The organism is Polaribacter sp. KT 15, from assembly GCF_900143115.1.
Lineage (GTDB): Bacteria > Bacteroidota > Bacteroidia > Flavobacteriales > Flavobacteriaceae > Polaribacter > Polaribacter marinaquae.
On sequence record NZ_LT670850.1, the window covers coordinates 2,959,737 to 2,977,534 of the forward strand.

Annotated in this window: 15 protein-coding genes; 8 read left to right on the forward strand and 7 right to left on the reverse strand. The window is 29.7% G+C overall.

All coding sequences use genetic code 11. The annotated features are described in order from the left end of the window. Positions 1–51 precede the first annotated feature (51 nt). The 5 genes from B5464_RS13075 to rlmD all read right to left on the reverse strand — a co-directional run bounded on the left by B5464_RS13075 (position 52) and on the right by rlmD (position 4,119). Positions 52–999, reverse strand: coding sequence for an isopenicillin N synthase family oxygenase (locus B5464_RS13075; protein ID WP_079738736.1), 948 nt, complete (start codon positions 997–999; stop codon positions 52–54). Positions 1,000–1,066: 67 nt separating this feature from the next. Next, entirely contained in the window at positions 1,067–1,786 is a 720-nt protein-coding gene (locus B5464_RS13080; RefSeq protein WP_079738737.1) for a DUF6048 family protein, read from the reverse strand. Then, entirely contained in the window at positions 1,767–2,258 is a 492-nt protein-coding gene (locus tag B5464_RS13085; protein ID WP_079738738.1) for a DUF6452 family protein, read from the reverse strand. The genes B5464_RS13080 and B5464_RS13085 overlap by 20 nt, the downstream gene beginning before the upstream one ends. A 31-nt stretch (positions 2,259–2,289) precedes the next feature. Next, entirely contained in the window at positions 2,290–2,586 is a 297-nt protein-coding gene (locus B5464_RS13090; protein WP_079738739.1) for a 4a-hydroxytetrahydrobiopterin dehydratase, read from the reverse strand. An 81-nt stretch (positions 2,587–2,667) separates the two neighbouring features. Beyond that, entirely contained in the window at positions 2,668–4,119 is a 1,452-nt protein-coding gene (rlmD, locus tag B5464_RS13095; protein ID WP_079738740.1) for a 23S rRNA (uracil(1939)-C(5))-methyltransferase RlmD, read from the reverse strand. 335 nt (positions 4,120–4,454) lie between these two features. Here rlmD and rocD point away from each other — a divergent pair, with 335 nt between their 5' ends. Beyond that, positions 4,455–5,729, forward strand: coding sequence for an ornithine--oxo-acid transaminase (gene rocD, locus B5464_RS13100; protein WP_077809172.1), 1,275 nt, complete (start codon positions 4,455–4,457; stop codon positions 5,727–5,729). A 106-nt stretch (positions 5,730–5,835) separates the two neighbouring features. Beyond that, entirely contained in the window at positions 5,836–6,279 is a 444-nt protein-coding gene (locus B5464_RS13105; protein ID WP_079738741.1) for a hypothetical protein, read from the forward strand. A 42-nt stretch (positions 6,280–6,321) separates the two neighbouring features. Here B5464_RS13105 and B5464_RS13110 read toward each other — a convergent pair whose 3' ends face one another. Together B5464_RS13110 and B5464_RS13115 are read right to left on the reverse strand one after the other, a co-directional pair. Next, positions 6,322–8,919: an AsmA-like C-terminal region-containing protein gene (locus B5464_RS13110; RefSeq protein WP_154066976.1), complete on the reverse strand. Its 2,598-nt coding sequence runs from the start codon at positions 8,917–8,919 to the stop codon at positions 6,322–6,324. A 119-nt stretch (positions 8,920–9,038) separates the two neighbouring features. Beyond that, positions 9,039–9,362 carry a YbaB/EbfC family nucleoid-associated protein gene (locus tag B5464_RS13115; protein WP_079738743.1) on the reverse strand — a complete coding sequence of 108 codons (324 nt, stop codon included), beginning with the start codon at positions 9,360–9,362 and terminating at the stop codon, positions 9,039–9,041. A 133-nt stretch (positions 9,363–9,495) separates the two neighbouring features. Between B5464_RS13115 and B5464_RS13120 the strand changes: the two genes are divergently transcribed. From B5464_RS13120 to hisC, 6 genes are all read left to right on the forward strand, one after another. Further along, positions 9,496–11,598 carry a S9 family peptidase gene (locus tag B5464_RS13120; protein ID WP_079738744.1) on the forward strand — a complete coding sequence of 701 codons (2,103 nt, stop codon included), beginning with the start codon at positions 9,496–9,498 and terminating at the stop codon, positions 11,596–11,598. A 113-nt stretch (positions 11,599–11,711) separates the two neighbouring features. After that, positions 11,712–12,710: a PLP-dependent cysteine synthase family protein gene (locus tag B5464_RS13125; RefSeq protein ID WP_079738745.1), complete on the forward strand. Its 999-nt coding sequence runs from the start codon at positions 11,712–11,714 to the stop codon at positions 12,708–12,710. An 87-nt stretch (positions 12,711–12,797) separates the two neighbouring features. Continuing rightward, positions 12,798–14,045: a pyridoxal phosphate-dependent aminotransferase family protein gene (locus tag B5464_RS13130; RefSeq protein ID WP_079738746.1), complete on the forward strand. Its 1,248-nt coding sequence runs from the start codon at positions 12,798–12,800 to the stop codon at positions 14,043–14,045. Positions 14,046–14,378: 333 nt separating this feature from the next. After that, positions 14,379–15,236 carry an ATP phosphoribosyltransferase gene (gene hisG, locus B5464_RS13135; RefSeq protein WP_079738747.1) on the forward strand — a complete coding sequence of 286 codons (858 nt, stop codon included), beginning with the start codon at positions 14,379–14,381 and terminating at the stop codon, positions 15,234–15,236. A gap of 152 nt (positions 15,237–15,388) precedes the next feature. After that, positions 15,389–16,669, forward strand: a complete 1,281-nt coding sequence (gene hisD / locus B5464_RS13140; RefSeq protein ID WP_079738748.1) for a histidinol dehydrogenase — start codon at positions 15,389–15,391, stop codon at positions 16,667–16,669. Positions 16,670–16,706: 37 nt separating this feature from the next. Continuing rightward, the gene (gene hisC / locus B5464_RS13145; protein ID WP_079738749.1) at positions 16,707–17,762 is read left to right on the forward strand and encodes a histidinol-phosphate transaminase; all 1,056 of its coding nucleotides are present in this window, start codon (positions 16,707–16,709) and stop codon (positions 17,760–17,762) included. Positions 17,763–17,798: the final 36 nt, after the last annotated feature.

Below are 17,798 nucleotides of genomic sequence, written 5' to 3' on the forward strand. Positions count from 1 at the left end.
TTAAAACACAAAAGCGTAATTTAATTTTAAATTACGCTTTTGATTTAAAGATTATTTTTTTAACCCTAATTCTCTTAAACGTTGATCTAAAAACTCTCCGGCAGTAATATCTTCGAATTGTTTAGGATTGTTTTCATCAACACAATTTTCTAAAACATCTAATTTCATTTCTGATATTGGATGCATAAAAAACGGAATGGAATATCTTGAAGTTCCCCACATTTCTTTTGGCGGATTTGTAACTCTATGAATTGTAGACTTTAGTTTATTGTTACTGTGTCTAGATAACATATCACCAACATTAATCATTAATTCGTCTGGTTCTGCCATAGCATCAATCCAATCGCCATTATGATTTTGTACTTGTAAACCTTTACCTTGTGCACCCATTAATAATGTTATTAAATTAATGTCTCCGTGCGCAGCAGCTCTTTCCGCTCCTTTTGGTTCTGTTTCTATTGGTGGATAATGAATAGGTCTTAAAATACTGTTTCCGTTTTTAATAAAATTATCAAAATACGTTTCTTCTAAACCTAAATGCAATGCTAAAGAACGCAAAACATATTTTGCAGTTTTTTCTAACATTTTATAAGTTTCTTTACCAACTTCGTTAAACTTTGGTAATTCTTCTACAAGAACATTTTCTGGATATTCTTTAGCTCTTTCAGGATCATCTTCTACATATTGACCAAAATGCCAAAATTCTTTTAAATCTCCTTCTTTTTTTCCTTTAGCAGATTCTTTTCCAAAAGAAACATAACCTCTTTGGCCTCCAATGCCAGGAATTTCATATTTTTCTTTAGTTGCAACAGGTAGTTCGAAAAAGTTTTTAATTTCTTCGTACAAATCACTTACTAATTTATCATCTAAAAAATGACCTTTTAACGCCACAAAACCTATGTTCTCATAAGCGTGACCAATTTCGTCTATAAATTTTTGCTTTCTATTTTTATCATCAGATAAAAAATCGGCTAAGTTTACACTTGGTATTTTATTCATCTTTGTAGTTTTTTTATTAAAAACAGCCTATAAAGTTACTAAAAAATCAGTAATTGATAAAGTGTTCTTATTTTTTTGAAAAAGGGATTAAGTAACTTAAGGTATAATTAAAACCAAAACCTGTATTACTTTCGAAAATTCTGTTAAAACCAGGAGAAAATAAGGCTTTAACTCCATCGGGATCTTTAACGCTCATCATTACTTTATAAGAAACACTAAAGCCGATGTAAAAATTGGTAAAAGTTTCTGCTTTGATACCCAACATAAGTTCAGACCAATGTGCGTTTAAACCAGTACTTGTTACAGCATTTGTGTTTAATTCTGCAGGAAAGTAATTACCGTTTTCAGCATCAGAAACATTGGGTGTATAATTGTTAAGCGTTTGCTCAAATAAGCTAAAACCATATCTGTAACCTACAAAAATTTCGTTATTCATGTCTAACCAATTTTTGTAAGCATTGTAATTAAATCCTAAACGGATATAACTTCCTTTTGAAGTTGTGTTTAAATAATCTTCATTTGAAGTTTCTTCTTCGAAACCAGCTTCTGCAGCTAAATAAAAATTCTTTTTTAATCTGTAATCTCCAACTATTTCAAAACCGCTGTAAGCACCATCAATAGTGCCTTTTATTGGTTTGCTAATATCTACACCTAAACGTAGTCCGTAATTGGTCTTATAAACAATAGAATCTGAAACTTTGTCTAAATTATCATTCTCTTTTTGTTCTTGAGAATAACCATTTATAAAACTAAAAACAAAACAAAGATTAATGAAATATCTGAACATGCGCTGTAGTTTGGTCATTTAAATTCGTAATTGTTGCTGGTGTAAAATCGGTTATCCAAGTATTATTTTCTGATGAAAAAGAAACGTTGTTAAAAATAACTTTAAAACCACAAGATCTAGAAACAAATTCTTGTTCTGTATTATATTTAATGGTAAAAGTTGCAATTTCATTTGCAGCTTTAGAACCGTTTGTTGCATTTTTTTTAAGCGAATAAACTGTTTCTTCTGTTAAAGAGTTTAACGGTATTGCAATACTATCTTGTGTAACGCTTGTATACTGTGCAATCGTATCTTTTGTGCCCGACCAAATAGATAATCTTTGCACATTTTTAGATGTTTCTCTATTGGTTTCATCATAAAAAGTTATGATTAACTTTGGTGTTACCGGGTTTTGTAAACAAAAGTCGTCTTTTTCGCATGCCGAGAAAATAGCGATTGTAAGCAATAAGAAAGGAATCAGTTTTTTTATCATTTAGATAAATTTTTTAATTTATTTCAACAGATTAATCTTCTTCTTCAACTTCTACAATTTTATTAATTGCTGTCGCTAATTTAAAATCTAATTCTGTAACGCCATCTGCATCATGTGTTGTTAATGTAATATCTAAGGTATTGTAAACATTTGTCCATTCTGGATGATGATTTAACGCCTCACATTCAAAAGCAATTCTATTCATTGCAGACATACAATCTTTAAAATTATCAAATTCAAAGTCTGTATGCAAAGCATTGTCATAATACTCCCAATCTACTAATTTTTCTAATTTGTTAGAAATTTCGAATTCTGTTAATTTTTTCATTTTTTTAAAATTTAAATTAATTCCTTTAAATATAAACTTTGTGAATTTAAAGTGAATTAAAAAGATGTTAAAACAAGTTTATTATTTTTCAAATAAAACAACAGTTTCTATATGACTTGTATGCGGAAATTGATCTACCAAACTAATTTTTTTAATAGCATAACCCGCTTCTCTTAATAACTCTGTGTCTCTTGCTTGTGTTGCCGGATTACAAGAAACATACACCATTCTATCTGCATTTAGATTGATGATTTTTTTAAGCGTTTTCGGTGCAATACCAGCTCTTGCAGGATCTAAAATAATCGTTTTAATTTTATTTTGATATTCTGGATGCGCAATTAAAAATTTACCAACATCAGCTGCATAAAATTGTAAACCTTCAATATTATTTCTTTTGGCGTTTTTCTTTGCGTCTTCTATAGCAGAAGCAACAATATCTACACCAACAATTTTTGCGTTTTCGCTTTTAGAAGCAACAATTTGACCTATTGTACCTGTACCACAAAATAAATCCATTACAACAGTGTTGTCTACTTTGTCTTTATCTTCTAAAACGTACTCTACAACTTTAGAGTATAATTTTTCTGCACATTTTGGGTTGGTTTGAAAAAAGCTTTTCATGCTAATCTCGAAATTTAACCCTAATAATTCTTCTACAATTTTATCTTTACCATACACAAGGTCTAATTTACCTGCGGTTGCTATTGTTCTATCGCCAGTTTCGTCGTTAATTGTATGTAATAAACCTGCTAAACGATCTCCGAAAATATCTTTTAAAAAGTTTGCAAATTTATCTAAATCAAAATTTTCTAATTCTGGTGAAGTTGTAACTAAATTACACAATAACTCGTCTGTTTTAAAAGATTTTCTTACTACAAAATATCTAAAAAAACCAGTTTTTCTAGGACCATGCCAAGGTTCTAAACCTGTTGCTTTACAATATTCTCTAATGTTTTTTAGGTTGTCTTCTAATTGTTTGTCAAATAAGCCAGAATCTTTTTCTAGATTATCACCCATCCACCAAACACCACGTCTTTTGAAACCTAGTGTAAACTCGTCTTTGTCTGTTTTATTAATTCTATCGTATCCAATTGCAGAAAAACCATATTCCATTTTATTTCTGTAATGAAATACGTTTGGCGATTTTACAAATTCGTCGAATAAATCTTCTATATTTTCTACTTTACCAATTCTTTTAAATAGAGAAAGTGTACTTTCTTGTTTGTATTTATGCTGTAAATCTATTGGTAATTGAATGTAAGGTGCACCAGGAATGTCTTGATACGGAACTGCAACTTCATCTTCTGATGGTTGTAAAACGTCTACTAATTTTGCTTCTGCGTATTTTTTACTAGACTTACTTATTTGCGCTTTTACCAACTGACCAGGTAATGTATTTGGAACAAAAATTACGAAACTACCTTCTTCGGAATGGATTCTTGCAATACCTTTTCCGCCAAAAGCATAATCTTCAATTTTTAATTCTAAAACCTGATTTTTTTTTACAAACTTGTTTCGTTCTCTACGTGGCATTTTAAAATATTTTGGTCTGCAAAATTAGTAAAAGATATTGATTAGTGTACTTGTTATTGCTACGAATTCTTTTAATTAATTATAAATAACAAAACTTTGCAGGTTTGCAATACGCGTTAGCGATTGAAACGGTATCCTTTTTGTTTTTCACAAAAAGATTTAGTGGAAAGCGCGACCTTTAGGTAACGCCCAAAAATTTTGTATTTAAAAGGTTTATTTTATTACTTTTGTGAAACTTCGGGGATGATTTCTTTCCCACGCTGAATTTCTGATAATTTTTCAGAAGGATAAAGGTAGAATAGGAATGGTTATTTTATAAACTTAAAACAATAAAAATGGCTGTTTTAGACAAACTTACGTCGCAAGAAGCGATAGAATTAGAGAACAAACATGGTGCGCATAATTATCATCCACTTCCGGTAGTATTAAGTAGAGGAGAAGGTGTTTATGTTTGGGATGTTGAAGGTAAAAAATATTACGATTTTTTATCTGCATATTCTGCAGTTAACCAAGGGCATTGTCATCCAAAAATTGTAGATGCAATGACAAATCAGGCAAAAACATTAAGCTTAACTTCTAGAGCTTTTTATAATGATATGCTTGGTAGATACGAAAAATTTGCAACAGAGTATTTTGGTTTTGATAAACTTTTACCAATGAATACTGGTGCAGAAGCTGTAGAAACGGCTTTAAAGATTGCTAGAAAATGGGCGTATGAAGTAAAAGGAATCGATGAAAATAAAGCAGAAATAATAGTTTGTGAAAACAATTTTCATGGTAGAACAACTACAATTATTTCTTTTTCTAATGACCCGGTTGCTAGAAAAAACTTTGGTCCGTATACAAAAGGTTTTCATAAAATAGAATATGATAATTTACAGCAATTGCAAGAGACTCTAGAAAGTAGTAATAATATTGCCGCTTTTTTAGTTGAGCCAATTCAAGGTGAAGCTGGTGTGTATGTGCCTTCTGAAGGTTATTTAGCAGCTGCAAAAAAAATGTGTGCAGATCATAATGTATTATTTATTGCAGACGAAGTACAAACTGGTATTGCTAGAACAGGTAGATTATTAGCTACTTGTGGTAACTGTTCTTGTCCAGAAAAAAATTGTTCTGGTACACCAGAAGTTAAGCCAGATGTTTTAATTTTAGGTAAAGCTTTAAGTGGTGGCGCTTATCCGGTTTCTGCAGTTTTGGCAAATGATAGTGTAATGAGTGTTATTAGACCAGGAAATCATGGTTCTACTTTTGGCGGAAATCCTATTGCGGCAGCTGTTGCAATGGCAGCATTAGAGGTTGTTACTGATGAGAAATTGGCAATTAACGCAGATAAATTAGGAAAGATTTTTAGAGCAGAATTAACAGAGTTTTGTAAAAATAATCATTTAGTAGAGTCTGTGAGAGGAAAAGGGTTGTTAAATGCTATTTTAATTAACGATTCTGAAGATAGTTCTACAGCTTGGGATATTTGTATTAAATTAAGAGATAATGGTTTGTTAGCAAAACCAACACACGGTAATATTATTCGTTTTGCACCACCTTTAGTGATGACAGAAGAAGAATTAATGGATTGTATTTCTATTATTAAGAAAACAATTTCTGAGTTTTAAAGAACTTACTTTATCAATATATAATAAGCCACAAATTTACTTTTGTGGCTTTCTTTTTATAAATTTATTATTTTTGATGCTTTTCTAACTTAAAACAAACTTTAGTATGCAAAATGCAATTACCGAATTAGAGCAATTAACTTTAACAAATTCTGCTAGAAAGTTTCTAAAAGAAACAGCGAGTTGGTGTAAATTTTTATCTATTCTAGGTTTTATTTTAATTGGTTTAATGATTTTTGGAAGTTTTTTTATTGGTTCTATGTACAATAACTTTCCTGCAGCACAACCTGCACCTGTAGATATGGGCTTAATTATAACAATAACTTATATTGTTTTTGCTTTAATTTACATTTTACCAGTTTATTATTTATACAACTTTTCAGTAAAAATGAAAAAAGCCTTAATTTCTAAAGATGATGCTGTTTTGGCAAAGGCATTCGAGATGTTAAAGTCGCATTATAAATTTATTGGTGTTTTAACCATTATTATAATATCTATATATTTCTTAGGAATTATAGTAGGTGTTCTGGGCATGACAAGTGCTTTCTAGTCTAAAAAAAAACCGGAAATCAATAGCTTCCGGTTTTTTTTATTAATTGTTTTTGGTAGTATCTTTTTTCTTATTAAAAAGACCGCCTAAAACATTTTTAATTTTATCTTTTGTTTTATCTGTAGTTGATGTTGAATCTTTCTTATCTGATCCAGATAATAAATCTTTCAATTTATCTTTACCTTGATTGATCAGACTTTGCTTTTGTTTTTCTACCAAGCTTTTTACTAAATTTTCTGTTGCACTTTTAATGTTTGATGAAAAATTAGGACTCGAAAAACTACCCGTTAAAGTCGCATTTACAGGAATACTTTTAACTTCTGCCGCGTCTTTAGGTGTTAGTTTTGCAATTGCATTTGTTACCGAAGAACCTAGATATTTTACTGGCACATCAAAAGTAATATTGTAATTCATAGAATTGTCAAATCCATGAGAACCACCAACATTAATTGCAACATCTTTGTATTTAAGATCGAATGGTTTTACGCTAACTTCACCGTCATTAAACGTAAATAAAGCGCTTACATCGTTTAAATTTAATTTACTTACATCTAAAAAATCTACTTTAGAACCTAATAAACTTAATACTTTAGAATTACTAGCTTTTAGTTTAGTGTTTAATAATTGGCCTAGTAAATCACCTGAAATAGATTTTAATTGAGGCGTCATATCTTCACCTAGATTACCAGATACTTTAATTTTAGAATTAATTTTACCTTCTACAGATTTTGCAATAGGTGCAATAGCTTTTAACATTTCTAATTTGCTAAAAGAATCGGCAATATTTAATTCGTTTAAGTTTAAATCCATATTAAATTTAGAAGTTGTTCCTTTCGTAGAAACTTCTCCATCAAAACCAATATTTCCTCCAAAAACACTAGTTTTTAAGTTTTTTAAATTAACGGTTTCATCTTTAATTAAAATTTTACCAGAAACTTTTTCTAAATTAATGTTGTCGTATACAACGGTGTTTGCGTTTGCATTTAAAGTAATGTCTAAAAAAGCAGGTATTTTTAATTTGCTGGTTGTGTTTGTTGTGGTATTCTCATCAGATTTTGTTAGAAAATCATCAACTTTAAAGTTTGTTGAGTTTAGATTGAAATTTCCTTTTAACTTTTGATCTTTAAATAAAAATCCATAAAAATTTTCTAAATTCCCTTTAATTGACAAATCAGAACTTCCTGTTTTTGCATCAAATTCTTCTAGTGAAATTGTATTTGTATTAAAATTTACAGCAGTTTTATCGATAATAAAAGGATTTGCAACATCTTCACCAGAATATTTAAAGTTAGAAACAGATACGTTTCCTTTGTTTCTAATGTTTTGGTAATTGCCTTTATCGATAGAATTCATATCAAAATTAGTTGTAACATCCGCAGTTAAAATTCCTTCTAATTCATTTTCTAAAGCTACCGGATAAACTTTACTGATATTATCTAAATTAATTGTTCCTTTAGCTTTTAGATTTATTGTTGCGTTATCTGTAATGTTGGCAACTTTACCTGTTGCATTAAATACATCTTTATCAATTTTAAAAGAAGTATTATTAATTGCAATGTAAGTGTCTTTAGCTAAACCTGTTTTATTAATAATATTGGCATCTAAATATATGTTATCTACAGATTTTGGTAAATCAGCATATTTAAACATTGCATTTTTAGATACAAATGAGATGTCTAAAGTCGGAATTGTAGTTTCTGATAGTGTACCTTTAACAATACCTTTTAAATCAAAATTACCTTCAGTTTTAATAGTGTTTAAATTACCAGCATATTGTTTTGGCATTAAAGATAAAAGGTTTTTAAAAGAAGATGTTGGTGTTTTAAAAGTGATATCATACAATTGATTCTCTTCTATTAATTGTATAAAACCGTTAAATTCTAAAGGTAATTGATTAATGTAACCTGTGTTTTCTTTAAATGAATATTTTAAATTCTTTAAGTCGATTCCTAAAACAGCGTTAAGATTTATATTTACATCATTTAAATAATTTATATTATCCATATCTAAAGAAACTTTAGCAGTAGTTTCTGTATCTAAATCTAGAATGTCTTGGGCAAAATTACCTTTACCAGTATGATAAATACTATCTACAGCTAATTTTATTTTGGTAGTTTCATCAAAATAGCTAAAATCTACATTTTGTAATTCATATTCTTTTATTGCTAAAGAAAGAGAACTGTCACTGCTATTTGCACTGTTATCAGATTTTTTAGCGATATCATAATTACCAATATTATCTTTGTTAAGTATAATGTTTACGGCGGCATTATTTGCAGAAATACTATTAATTTCTAAAGTTTCTGATGAGCTTTTAAAAAGTTCTGTAATTTTTAAATTTAAATTAAGTTCTTTTGCATTAAACAAAGTATCACCTAAAAAAGGAGCTTTATTTGTAACATTGATGTCGTTTACTTTTAAACTGGCTAAAGGAAAGTTTCTTAAAAGGCTTAAATCTGTCTCCTTAAAAGTTACAGTTGCATTTACGTTATTGTTAATGGTATTAGAAACCATTTGTACAATTTTATCTTTAAATAAAAACGGAACAGATATTAAGGCAATTAATAAAACTAGTATTGTAATTGCTGCCCATTTTAATATTTTTTTACCAAGAGAAGTTTGGTTTTTATCTTTCATCATAATAAGTATTATTATAAATTAATACACACAAAAATACCTCTTTTAAAAGAGGTATTTTAGTTTATATACTGTTAAAAGTAACTCAATTGAGTTAATTTTTTATTAATGATGGTGCATTGTTATTTAAACATATCCATACCAGGTATGTTTGGCATGTTTGTTTTTGCAGCAGCCGCCATTTCGTCTTCGTTAATTTTAGAAGCTTTGGCAATTGCTTTATTTAAAGTTAAAATTAAGTAATCTTCTAATTCTTCGGCATCAGAAAGTAAAGAAGGATCTATCGTAATTGCTTTAATTTCTCTATTTGCAGTAAGTGTTACTTGAATTTTTTTGTCTGCCGTTACTTCATCAATCAAAACAGAGTTTAATCTTGTTTTTGTTTTTTCTACTTCTTGTTGCGCTTCCTTTAGCTTATTCATCATTCCAGAAATATCTCCAAACATCTTTTATTAATTTAAAATTAGATTACAAATTTACGAATTCATTATAGAAAAATGTAGGCTAAAATTGAGAAAATATTTACGGTAAACTCACTTTAATAATCTTATTTTTGCAATTGCTTTAAAAAATGAAGTAATGAAAAATATAGATACAAAAGCACCAATTGCAGATAAAGAATTAGCAATTTTAGAAAAGCATGGCGATGTTAGAGAAGATAATTATTTTTGGATGCGTTTGTCTGACGCTCAAAAACTATCTGAAGTTAGAGATGAGCATACAACCAAAGTTATAAATTATTTAGAGGAAGAAAACACTTATCACGATAAAGTTACAGCGTCTTCAAGAAATTTCGAAGAGAATTTATTTGAAGAAATGAAAGGCAGAATTAAAGAGGATGATTCTTCTGTGCCATACAAGAGCAATGGTTATTTTTATATAACGCGTTTCGAAAAAGGAATGCAATATCCTATTTTTAGTAGAAAAAAAGACAACTTAGATGCAGAAGAGCAGGTTATGTTTAATGTAAATGAGATGGCTAAAGATTTTGATTATTTTCAATTAGGAGGCTTAAATATATCTACAAATAATAAATTAGTGGTTTTTGCTACAGATACTGTAAGTAGAAGACAGTATTTTTTAAGGATAAAAAACTTAGAAACCGGTAAAATTTATAAAGATATCATAGAAAATACTACAGGAGCCTCTGTTTGGGCTAACGATAATAAAACTATTTTCTACACTAAAAAGAATCCGCATACATTAAGAAGCGAAAAAATTTATAGACATATTTTAGGTACACCAACTTCTGAAGACGTAGAAGTTTATCACGAAAAAGACGAAACTTTTAATGCGTATGTTACAAAATCTAAATCAGACAAGTATATAATCATAGGTTCTAGTAGTACAGTATCTACAGAAGCACAATTTTTAGATGCAGATAATCCTACTGGTTCGTTTACAATGTTGCAGTCAAGAGAAAGAGATTTAGAATATAGTGTTTCTCACTTCGAAGATCATTTTTATTTATTAACTAATAAAGACGATGCTACTAATTTTAAGTTGATGAAAACGCCTGTAACCAATACAGCAAAAGAAAATTGGGTTGATGTAATTCCGCATAGAGAAGATACATTATTAGAAGATTTCTCTATTTTTAAAGAATATTTAGTTCTAGAAGAACGCACAAACGGCTTAAATAAAATTAGAATTAAACGTTGGGATAATGTAGAAGATTATTATTTACCTTTTACAGAAGAAACCTATTCTGTGGGTGTTTATGCAAATCCAGATTTTGATACAGATGTGATACGTTATTCTTATAATTCGATGACAACTCCTGCTTCTATTATCGATTTTAACATGAAAGATAAATCGAAAGAAGTTAAAAAGGAGCAAGAAATCTTAGGAGGTAAGTTCAATAAAGAAAATTATAAAAGCGAACGCGTTTGGGTTACTGCCAGAGATGGTAAAAAAGTAGCAGTTTCTTTAGTATATCATAAAGACACAGTTTTAAACGAAAATACGCCATTGTTACAATATGCCTACGGATCTTATGGTTATACAATTTCAGACGGATTTTCATCAACTAGATTAAGTTTATTAGATAGAGGTTTTGTCTATGCATTGGCGCATATTAGAGGAAGCGAATACTTAGGTAGAAACTGGTATGAAGATGGTAAAATGTTAAACAAAAAAAATACGTTTACAGATTTTATAGATTGTTCTAAGTTTTTAATTGAAAATAATTACACTTCTGCAGCGCATTTATATGCAATGGGTGGTTCTGCTGGCGGATTGTTAATGGGAGCAATTGTTAATATGAATCCTGAATTATATAACGGTATTATAGCTGCAGTTCCTTTTGTAGATGTTATTTCTACAATGATAGATGAATCGATTCCGTTAACTACCGGAGAATATGATGAGTGGGGAAATCCTAACGACAAAGAATATTACGATTATATAAAATCATATTCACCATACGATCAAGTAAAACCGCAAGATTATCCAAATATTTTAGTAACTACAGGTTTTCACGATTCTCAGGTCCAATATTGGGAACCTGCAAAATGGGTTGCAAAATTAAGAGATTTAAAAACTGATGATAATATATTGTTGCTAAGAACAAATATGGAAGCAGGACACGGTGGTGCATCTGGTAGATTTAATGCATTAAAAGAAACCGCTAAAGATTATTCGTTTTTATTAGCATTAGAAGGTAAAATTGATGCGAAATAATTAAATTTTAATTCAATTTTGTAATTCAAAACGAAAATGTACTTTTGCAGACGGTAAAAAGACAATCAAACATCATTATTTATCAGTAATGATGTTTTATTTATGCATGTAGAATGGTAAAGAATAGCGCAATTAATAATAGTATTTTAGAATTAGTAGGAGAAACACCATTAATTAAACTTCGTAATATCACAAAGAATTTTAAAGGTAATTTTTTTGCTAAAGTAGAAGCTTTTAATCCTGGTCACTCATCAAAAGACAGAATTGCTTTACATATTATTAATGATGCAGAAAAAAAAGGTATTCTTAAAAAAGGAGCTACAATTGTAGAAACAACCTCGGGTAATACCGGTTTTAGTTTAGCAATGATAAGTATTGTTAAAGGATACAAATGTATTTTAGCTGTTAGCGATAAATCTTCTCAAGATAAAATTGATTTGTTAAAAACAATGGGAGCAGAAGTGTATGTTTGTCCTGCAAATGTTGCTGCAGATGATCCTAGGTCTTATTACGAAGTTGCTAAAACAATTCATAAAAAAACAAAGAATTCTGTTTACATCAATCAATATTTTAACGAGTTAAATATTGAAGCACATTATAGATCTACCGGACCCGAAATTTGGAAACAAACAGAAGGTAAAATTACACATCTTGTTGCAGCAAGCGGAACAGGAGGAACTATTTCTGGAACAGGTAAGTATCTAAAAGAACAAAATCCTGATATAAAAATTCTTGGTGTAGATGCCATTGGTTCTGTTTTAAAGAAATTTCATGAAACAGGTGAATTCGATGTAAATGAGATCAAACCTTACAAAATAGAAGGTTTAGGAAAAACGTTAATTCCTACAGCAACAGATTTTGATGTGATTGATGTTTATGAAAAAGTTTCAGACAAAGATGCTGCATTTGCCGCAAGAGATATTGTTAAACAAGAAGGTTTGTTTTGTGGTTACACAAGTGGCGCTGTAATGCAGGCTACTAAACAATATCATGCTATGAACTTTTTTGACAAAGGCAGCTTTGTTGTAGTAATTTTTCCTGATCACGGTTCTAGATATTTAAATAAAATTTACAACGATTCTTGGATGAAAAATCAAGGGTTTTTAGATTAATTTTTTTCTTTTTCTTCTCTTTTTAGCTTAATTGTATAAACTGTTAAAATTTGTTAACTTTGCAAACTTCAAAAAACAGAAGACAAAATGACGACAGATTTATTTGATAGAATTGTAAAAGATAAAGGCCCTTTAGGTAAATGGGCAGATAAAGCAGAAGGATATTATGTTTTTCCAAAGCTAGAAGGACCAATTTCTAATAGAATGTCTTTCAATGGAAAAAAAGTAGTTACTTGGAGTATTAATGATTACTTAGGTTTAGCAAATCATCCAGAAATACTAAAAGTTGACGGAGAAGCAGCATTAGAACATGGTATGGCTTACCCAATGGGTGCTAGAATGATGTCTGGTCACACGCCTTTACACGAACAATTAGAAAGAGAATGTGCAGAGTTTGTTGATAAAGAAAAAGCATATTTATTAAATTTTGGTTACCAAGGTATTATGTCTGCAATAGACGCGTTGGTTACTAAAAACGATATCATTGTTTATGATATGGACACGCACGCTTGTATTATCGATGGTGTACGTTTACATTCTGGTAAACGATTTGTATATCGTCATAACGATATGGAAAGTTTCGAGAAAAACATTAAACGTGCCTCTAAAATGGCAGAAAAAACTGGAGGAGGAATTCTTGTAATTTCTGAAGGTGTTTTCGGAATGAGAGGAGAGCAAGGTCGTTTAAAAGAAATAGTTGCATTTAAAAAAGAATATAATTTTAGACTTTTAGTTGATGATGCACATGGTTTTGGTACATTAGGTAAAGACGGTAGAGGTACAGGTTTTGAACAAGGAGTACAAGATGATATCGATGTTTACTTTGCAACCTTTGCAAAATCTATGGCAGGTATTGGTGCATTCTTAGCAGGTGATGCAGATGTAATTCAATATTTACAATATAATTTAAGATCTCAAATGTTTGCAAAATCTTTACCAATGGCAATGGTAAAAGGTGCTCTAAAACGTTTAGATATGATTAGAACAATGCCAGAGTTAAAAACTAAATTGTGGGAAAACACAAATGCGTTACAATCTGGTTTAAGAAATGCTGGTTTCGATTTAGGTACAACACAAACATGTATTACTCCGGTATTCTTAAAAGGAGACATTCCTGAAGCAATGGCTATGGTAAATGATTTAAGAGAAAATCACGGAATTTTCTGTTCTATTGTTGTATATCCTGTGATACCAAAAGGATTAATTATTTTAAGATTAATACCTACTACAACACATACACAAGAAGATATAGACGAAACAATTACTGCTTTTTCTGCAATTAGAGAAAAATTAGAAAACGGTACTTACAAGAAAATAGCAGCTCAAATTGCTTAATTCTTGTACATATACAATATTAAAAACAGCACAAATAAGTGCTGTTTTTTTTTGTTTTAAATTTCAACAAAAAATTAAATTTTGATAAATATTCAACTTTAATCAAAATTTTACAGATATAGTTTGTTTAATTGAAAATAAATTTAGAATATTTGCATATATAAAAAAAGAACATGAATTTTATTCAATCACATCATCATCATTTTTACAATTGCAATCAAGCGATATAAAAGTGTATTGAATAAAATCAAGATATTTATAAACCCGTTTGAGCAAATCAAGCGGGTTTTTTCATTTTAAAACCGTATTTGTTCAAACATCAAATAAAACAAAATGAGTAATTTAAGAATTGCAGTACAAAAATCAGGAAGGTTAAACGAAGATTCAATGAGAATCTTAAAAGACATCGGTATTTCTATCGATAATGGTAAAGATCAATTAAAAGCAGCAGCTAGAGATTTTCCGGTAGAGGTATTTTATTTAAGAAATGGCGATATTCCTCAATACTTAAAAGATGGTGTTGTAGACGCAGCTATTATTGGTGAAAATGTATTAATAGAAAAAGGAAGCGATATCGAATTTGTAGAACGTTTAGGTTTTTCTAAATGTAAAGTTTCTATTGCTGTGCCAAAAGACTCTAATGCAAACTCTTTAAAAGATTTAGCAGGTAAAAGAATAGCAACATCATATCCAGAAACAGTAAAAAAGTTTCTAAAAGAACAAAACATCGATGCACAATTGCACCAAATTAATGGTTCTGTAGAAATTGCACCTAATATTGGTTTAGCAGACGGAATTTGTGATATTGTTTCTAGTGGAAGTACGTTGTTTAAAAACGGTTTAAAAGAAATAGAAGTTCTTTTAAAATCTGAAGCAGTTTTAGCTGTATCACCAAAAATTTCTGAAGAAAGAAAAGCAATTTTAAATAAAATTCAATTTAGAATTCAGTCTGTTTTAAAAGGTAGAAACTCTAAATATGTATTGTTAAATGCACCAAATGATAAATTAGAAGATATTTTAAATTTATTACCAGGCATGAGAAGTCCTACTGTTTTACCTTTAGCAGAAAAAGGTTGGAGTTCTGTACACACAGTTATCAATAAAAATGAATTTTGGGAAATTATAGATGAACTTAAGGCAAATGGTGCAGAAGGAATTCTAGTTTGTCCAATCGAAAAAATGGTACTTTAAACTCGTTTCAGTATTTAAAAGAGAAATAAAAATGTTTTTTTGGGCGTTTTAACGGGCTTTTCGCACTCGCTTTTTTTCAGAAAAAGAAAAAAGAGCTCAAACAATTGCTGCAATCCCTAACGCTAGAGCACATTTATAAGAGATAGTAAATTATGAAAATCATTAATAATCCATCAAAAAAAGATTGGAATAAAATTTTAGAGAGACCAACAAAAACCGTTGATGATATCGAAGGTGTTGTAAATGAAGTTTTTTTAGATGTACAAAAAAACGGAGATGCAGCTGTTAATAAATACACAACTAAGTTTGATGGTGTTTCTTTAGATAATACATTGGTTTCTTCAAGTGAAATAGAAGAAGCACTAGCATTAGTTTCTTCAGAATTAAAAGAAGCAATACAATTAGCAAAGACGAATATTACAAATTTTCATAAAGCTCAAAAAACGAATAAAGTTTCTGTAGAAACAGCAAACGGAGTTTCTTGTTGGCAAGAAAAAAGAGCCATTCAAAAAGTTGGTTTATATATTCCCGGAGGTACAGCACCTTTATTTTCTACCGTATTAATGCTTGCAATTCCAGCACAAATTGCGGGTTGTAAAGAAATTGTATTGTGTTCTCCGCCAAATAAAGAAGGTAAAATAAATCCGGCAATTTTATTTGCAGCCAATTTATGTGGTGTTACTAAAATTATTAAAGTTGGCGGAATTCAAGCAATTGCGGGTTTAACTTTTGGTACAGAAACTATTCCGCAAGTTTATAAAATTTTCGGACCAGGAAACCAATTTGTTACTGTGGCCAAACAACTTTCTACAAAGTTTGGGGTTGCCATAGATATGCCAGCAGGACCAAGTGAATTATTAGTAGTAGCAGATGATGCTGCTAATGCAAGTTATGTAGCATCAGATTTATTAAGTCAAGCAGAACATGGTGTAGATAGTCAGGTTATTTTAGTTTCTACATCAGAAAAATTAATAGCAGAAGTTTCAAAAGAAGTAGAGCGTCAACTTGATAAATTACCAAGAAAAGAAATTGCGGCTAAAGCAATTGCAAACTCAAAATCTATTTTTGTAGAAAATGATAAAATTGCTTTAGAATTAATTAATGAATACGGGCCAGAACATTTTATAGTTTGTACAAGTGATAACGATTTTTATGTTGATAATATAGAAAATGCAGGTTCTGTTTTTATAGGAAACTATACACCAGAAAGTGCTGGTGATTATGCATCTGGTACAAACCATACGTTACCAACAAATGGTTTTTCTAAATCGTATTCTGGTGTAAATTTAGATAGTTTTACAAAAAGTATTACTTTTCAGAAAATTTCTAAAGAAGGTATAAAAACTATTGGTAATGCAATAGAATTAATGGCAGAAGCAGAAGGTTTGCAAGCGCATAAAAATGCAGTTTCTATTCGTTTAAAAGATTTGTAAAATAAATAATGTTGCTCTTTTTTAGAGTTATTTTGGTATGAAAACAAGTAAAATTATTAGTGATTTAGTTAGAGATAACATCAAAGGAATAAAACCATACTCTTCGGCAAGAGATGAGTATAAAGATGTTGCTACAACAGAAATGATTTTTTTAGACGCAAATGAAAATCCTTTCGAAAATGGTGTAAATCGATATCCAGATCCTCAGCAAAACTCTGTAAAAGATTTATTAGCCACAATTAAAAATGTTTCAAAAGAAAATATTTTGTTGGGTAACGGAAGTGATGAGGTTTTAGATCTAATTTTTAGAGCATTTTGCGAACCAAATAAAGACAATATTATAACATTACCGCCAACTTACGGTATGTATAATGTACTGGCAAATATCAATGCAATAGAAAACAGAGAAGTTTTATTAGATGACAATTTTCAACCAAAAGTTTCACAAATTTTAAAAACTGCAGATAATAATAGTAAAATTTTATTTTTATGTTCGCCAAACAATCCAACAGGTAATAGTTTTACAGTGCCAGCGGTTAAAGAATTATTGATAAAGTTTAAAGGTTTAGTAGTTTTAGATGAAGCTTACATAGATTTTTCTGAAGAAGAAAGTTGGTTGCAAAGCTTGCAAAAATATCCTAATTTAATAGTAACTCAAACACTTTCTAAAGCATACGGTTTAGCAGGAATACGTTTAGGTATTTGTTATGCATCAACAGAAATCATCAATATTTTAAATACCATTAAACCACCATATAACGTAAACGAATTAACGCAACAAAGAGCAATAAGCCGTTTGCAAAAAATGGATGAAATTGATAATGAAATTTCTCAATTAAAAAGTGAAAGAGATCGCTTAAAAAAGGAACTAGAATGTTGTGTAGATTTTATTGAAAAGGTATATCCTTCTGATGGAAATTTTTTATTGATAAAAGTAGATAATGCCACAAAACGATACAATCAATTAATAGAATTAGGTGTAGTTATTAGAAATAGAACAACACAACCACTTTGCGAAAACTGTTTAAGAATAAGTGTTGGTGTTTGCGAAGAAAATCAAAAATTATTAAGAGCTTTAAAATCTCTTGTATAAAGTAATTCTTAGTTTTAGAATTCGATAAAATTTATT

What these genes read in the sequence shown, in the direction of transcription:
- B5464_RS13075 (WP_079738736.1), bottom strand. Translation starts at nt 999, where the DNA reads ATGAATAAAATACCAAGTGTAAACTTAGCCGATTTTTTATCTGATGAT.
- B5464_RS13080 (WP_079738737.1), bottom strand. Translation starts at nt 1,786, where the DNA reads ATGTTCAGATATTTCATTAATCTTTGTTTTGTTTTTAGTTTTATAAAT.
- B5464_RS13085 (WP_079738738.1), bottom strand. Translation starts at nt 2,258, where the DNA reads ATGATAAAAAAACTGATTCCTTTCTTATTGCTTACAATCGCTATTTTC.
- B5464_RS13090 (WP_079738739.1), bottom strand. Translation starts at nt 2,586, where the DNA reads ATGAAAAAATTAACAGAATTCGAAATTTCTAACAAATTAGAAAAATTA.
- rlmD (WP_079738740.1), bottom strand. Translation starts at nt 4,119, where the DNA reads ATGCCACGTAGAGAACGAAACAAGTTTGTAAAAAAAAATCAGGTTTTA.
- rocD (WP_077809172.1), top strand. Translation starts at nt 4,455, where the DNA reads ATGGCTGTTTTAGACAAACTTACGTCGCAAGAAGCGATAGAATTAGAG.
- B5464_RS13105 (WP_079738741.1), top strand. Translation starts at nt 5,836, where the DNA reads ATGCAAAATGCAATTACCGAATTAGAGCAATTAACTTTAACAAATTCT.
- B5464_RS13110 (WP_154066976.1), bottom strand. Translation starts at nt 8,919, where the DNA reads ATGATGAAAGATAAAAACCAAACTTCTCTTGGTAAAAAAATATTAAAA.
- B5464_RS13115 (WP_079738743.1), bottom strand. Translation starts at nt 9,362, where the DNA reads ATGTTTGGAGATATTTCTGGAATGATGAATAAGCTAAAGGAAGCGCAA.
- B5464_RS13120 (WP_079738744.1), top strand. Translation starts at nt 9,496, where the DNA reads ATGAAAAATATAGATACAAAAGCACCAATTGCAGATAAAGAATTAGCA.
- B5464_RS13125 (WP_079738745.1), top strand. Translation starts at nt 11,712, where the DNA reads ATGGTAAAGAATAGCGCAATTAATAATAGTATTTTAGAATTAGTAGGA.
- B5464_RS13130 (WP_079738746.1), top strand. Translation starts at nt 12,798, where the DNA reads ATGACGACAGATTTATTTGATAGAATTGTAAAAGATAAAGGCCCTTTA.
- hisG (WP_079738747.1), top strand. Translation starts at nt 14,379, where the DNA reads ATGAGTAATTTAAGAATTGCAGTACAAAAATCAGGAAGGTTAAACGAA.
- hisD (WP_079738748.1), top strand. Translation starts at nt 15,389, where the DNA reads ATGAAAATCATTAATAATCCATCAAAAAAAGATTGGAATAAAATTTTA.
- hisC (WP_079738749.1), top strand. Translation starts at nt 16,707, where the DNA reads ATGAAAACAAGTAAAATTATTAGTGATTTAGTTAGAGATAACATCAAA.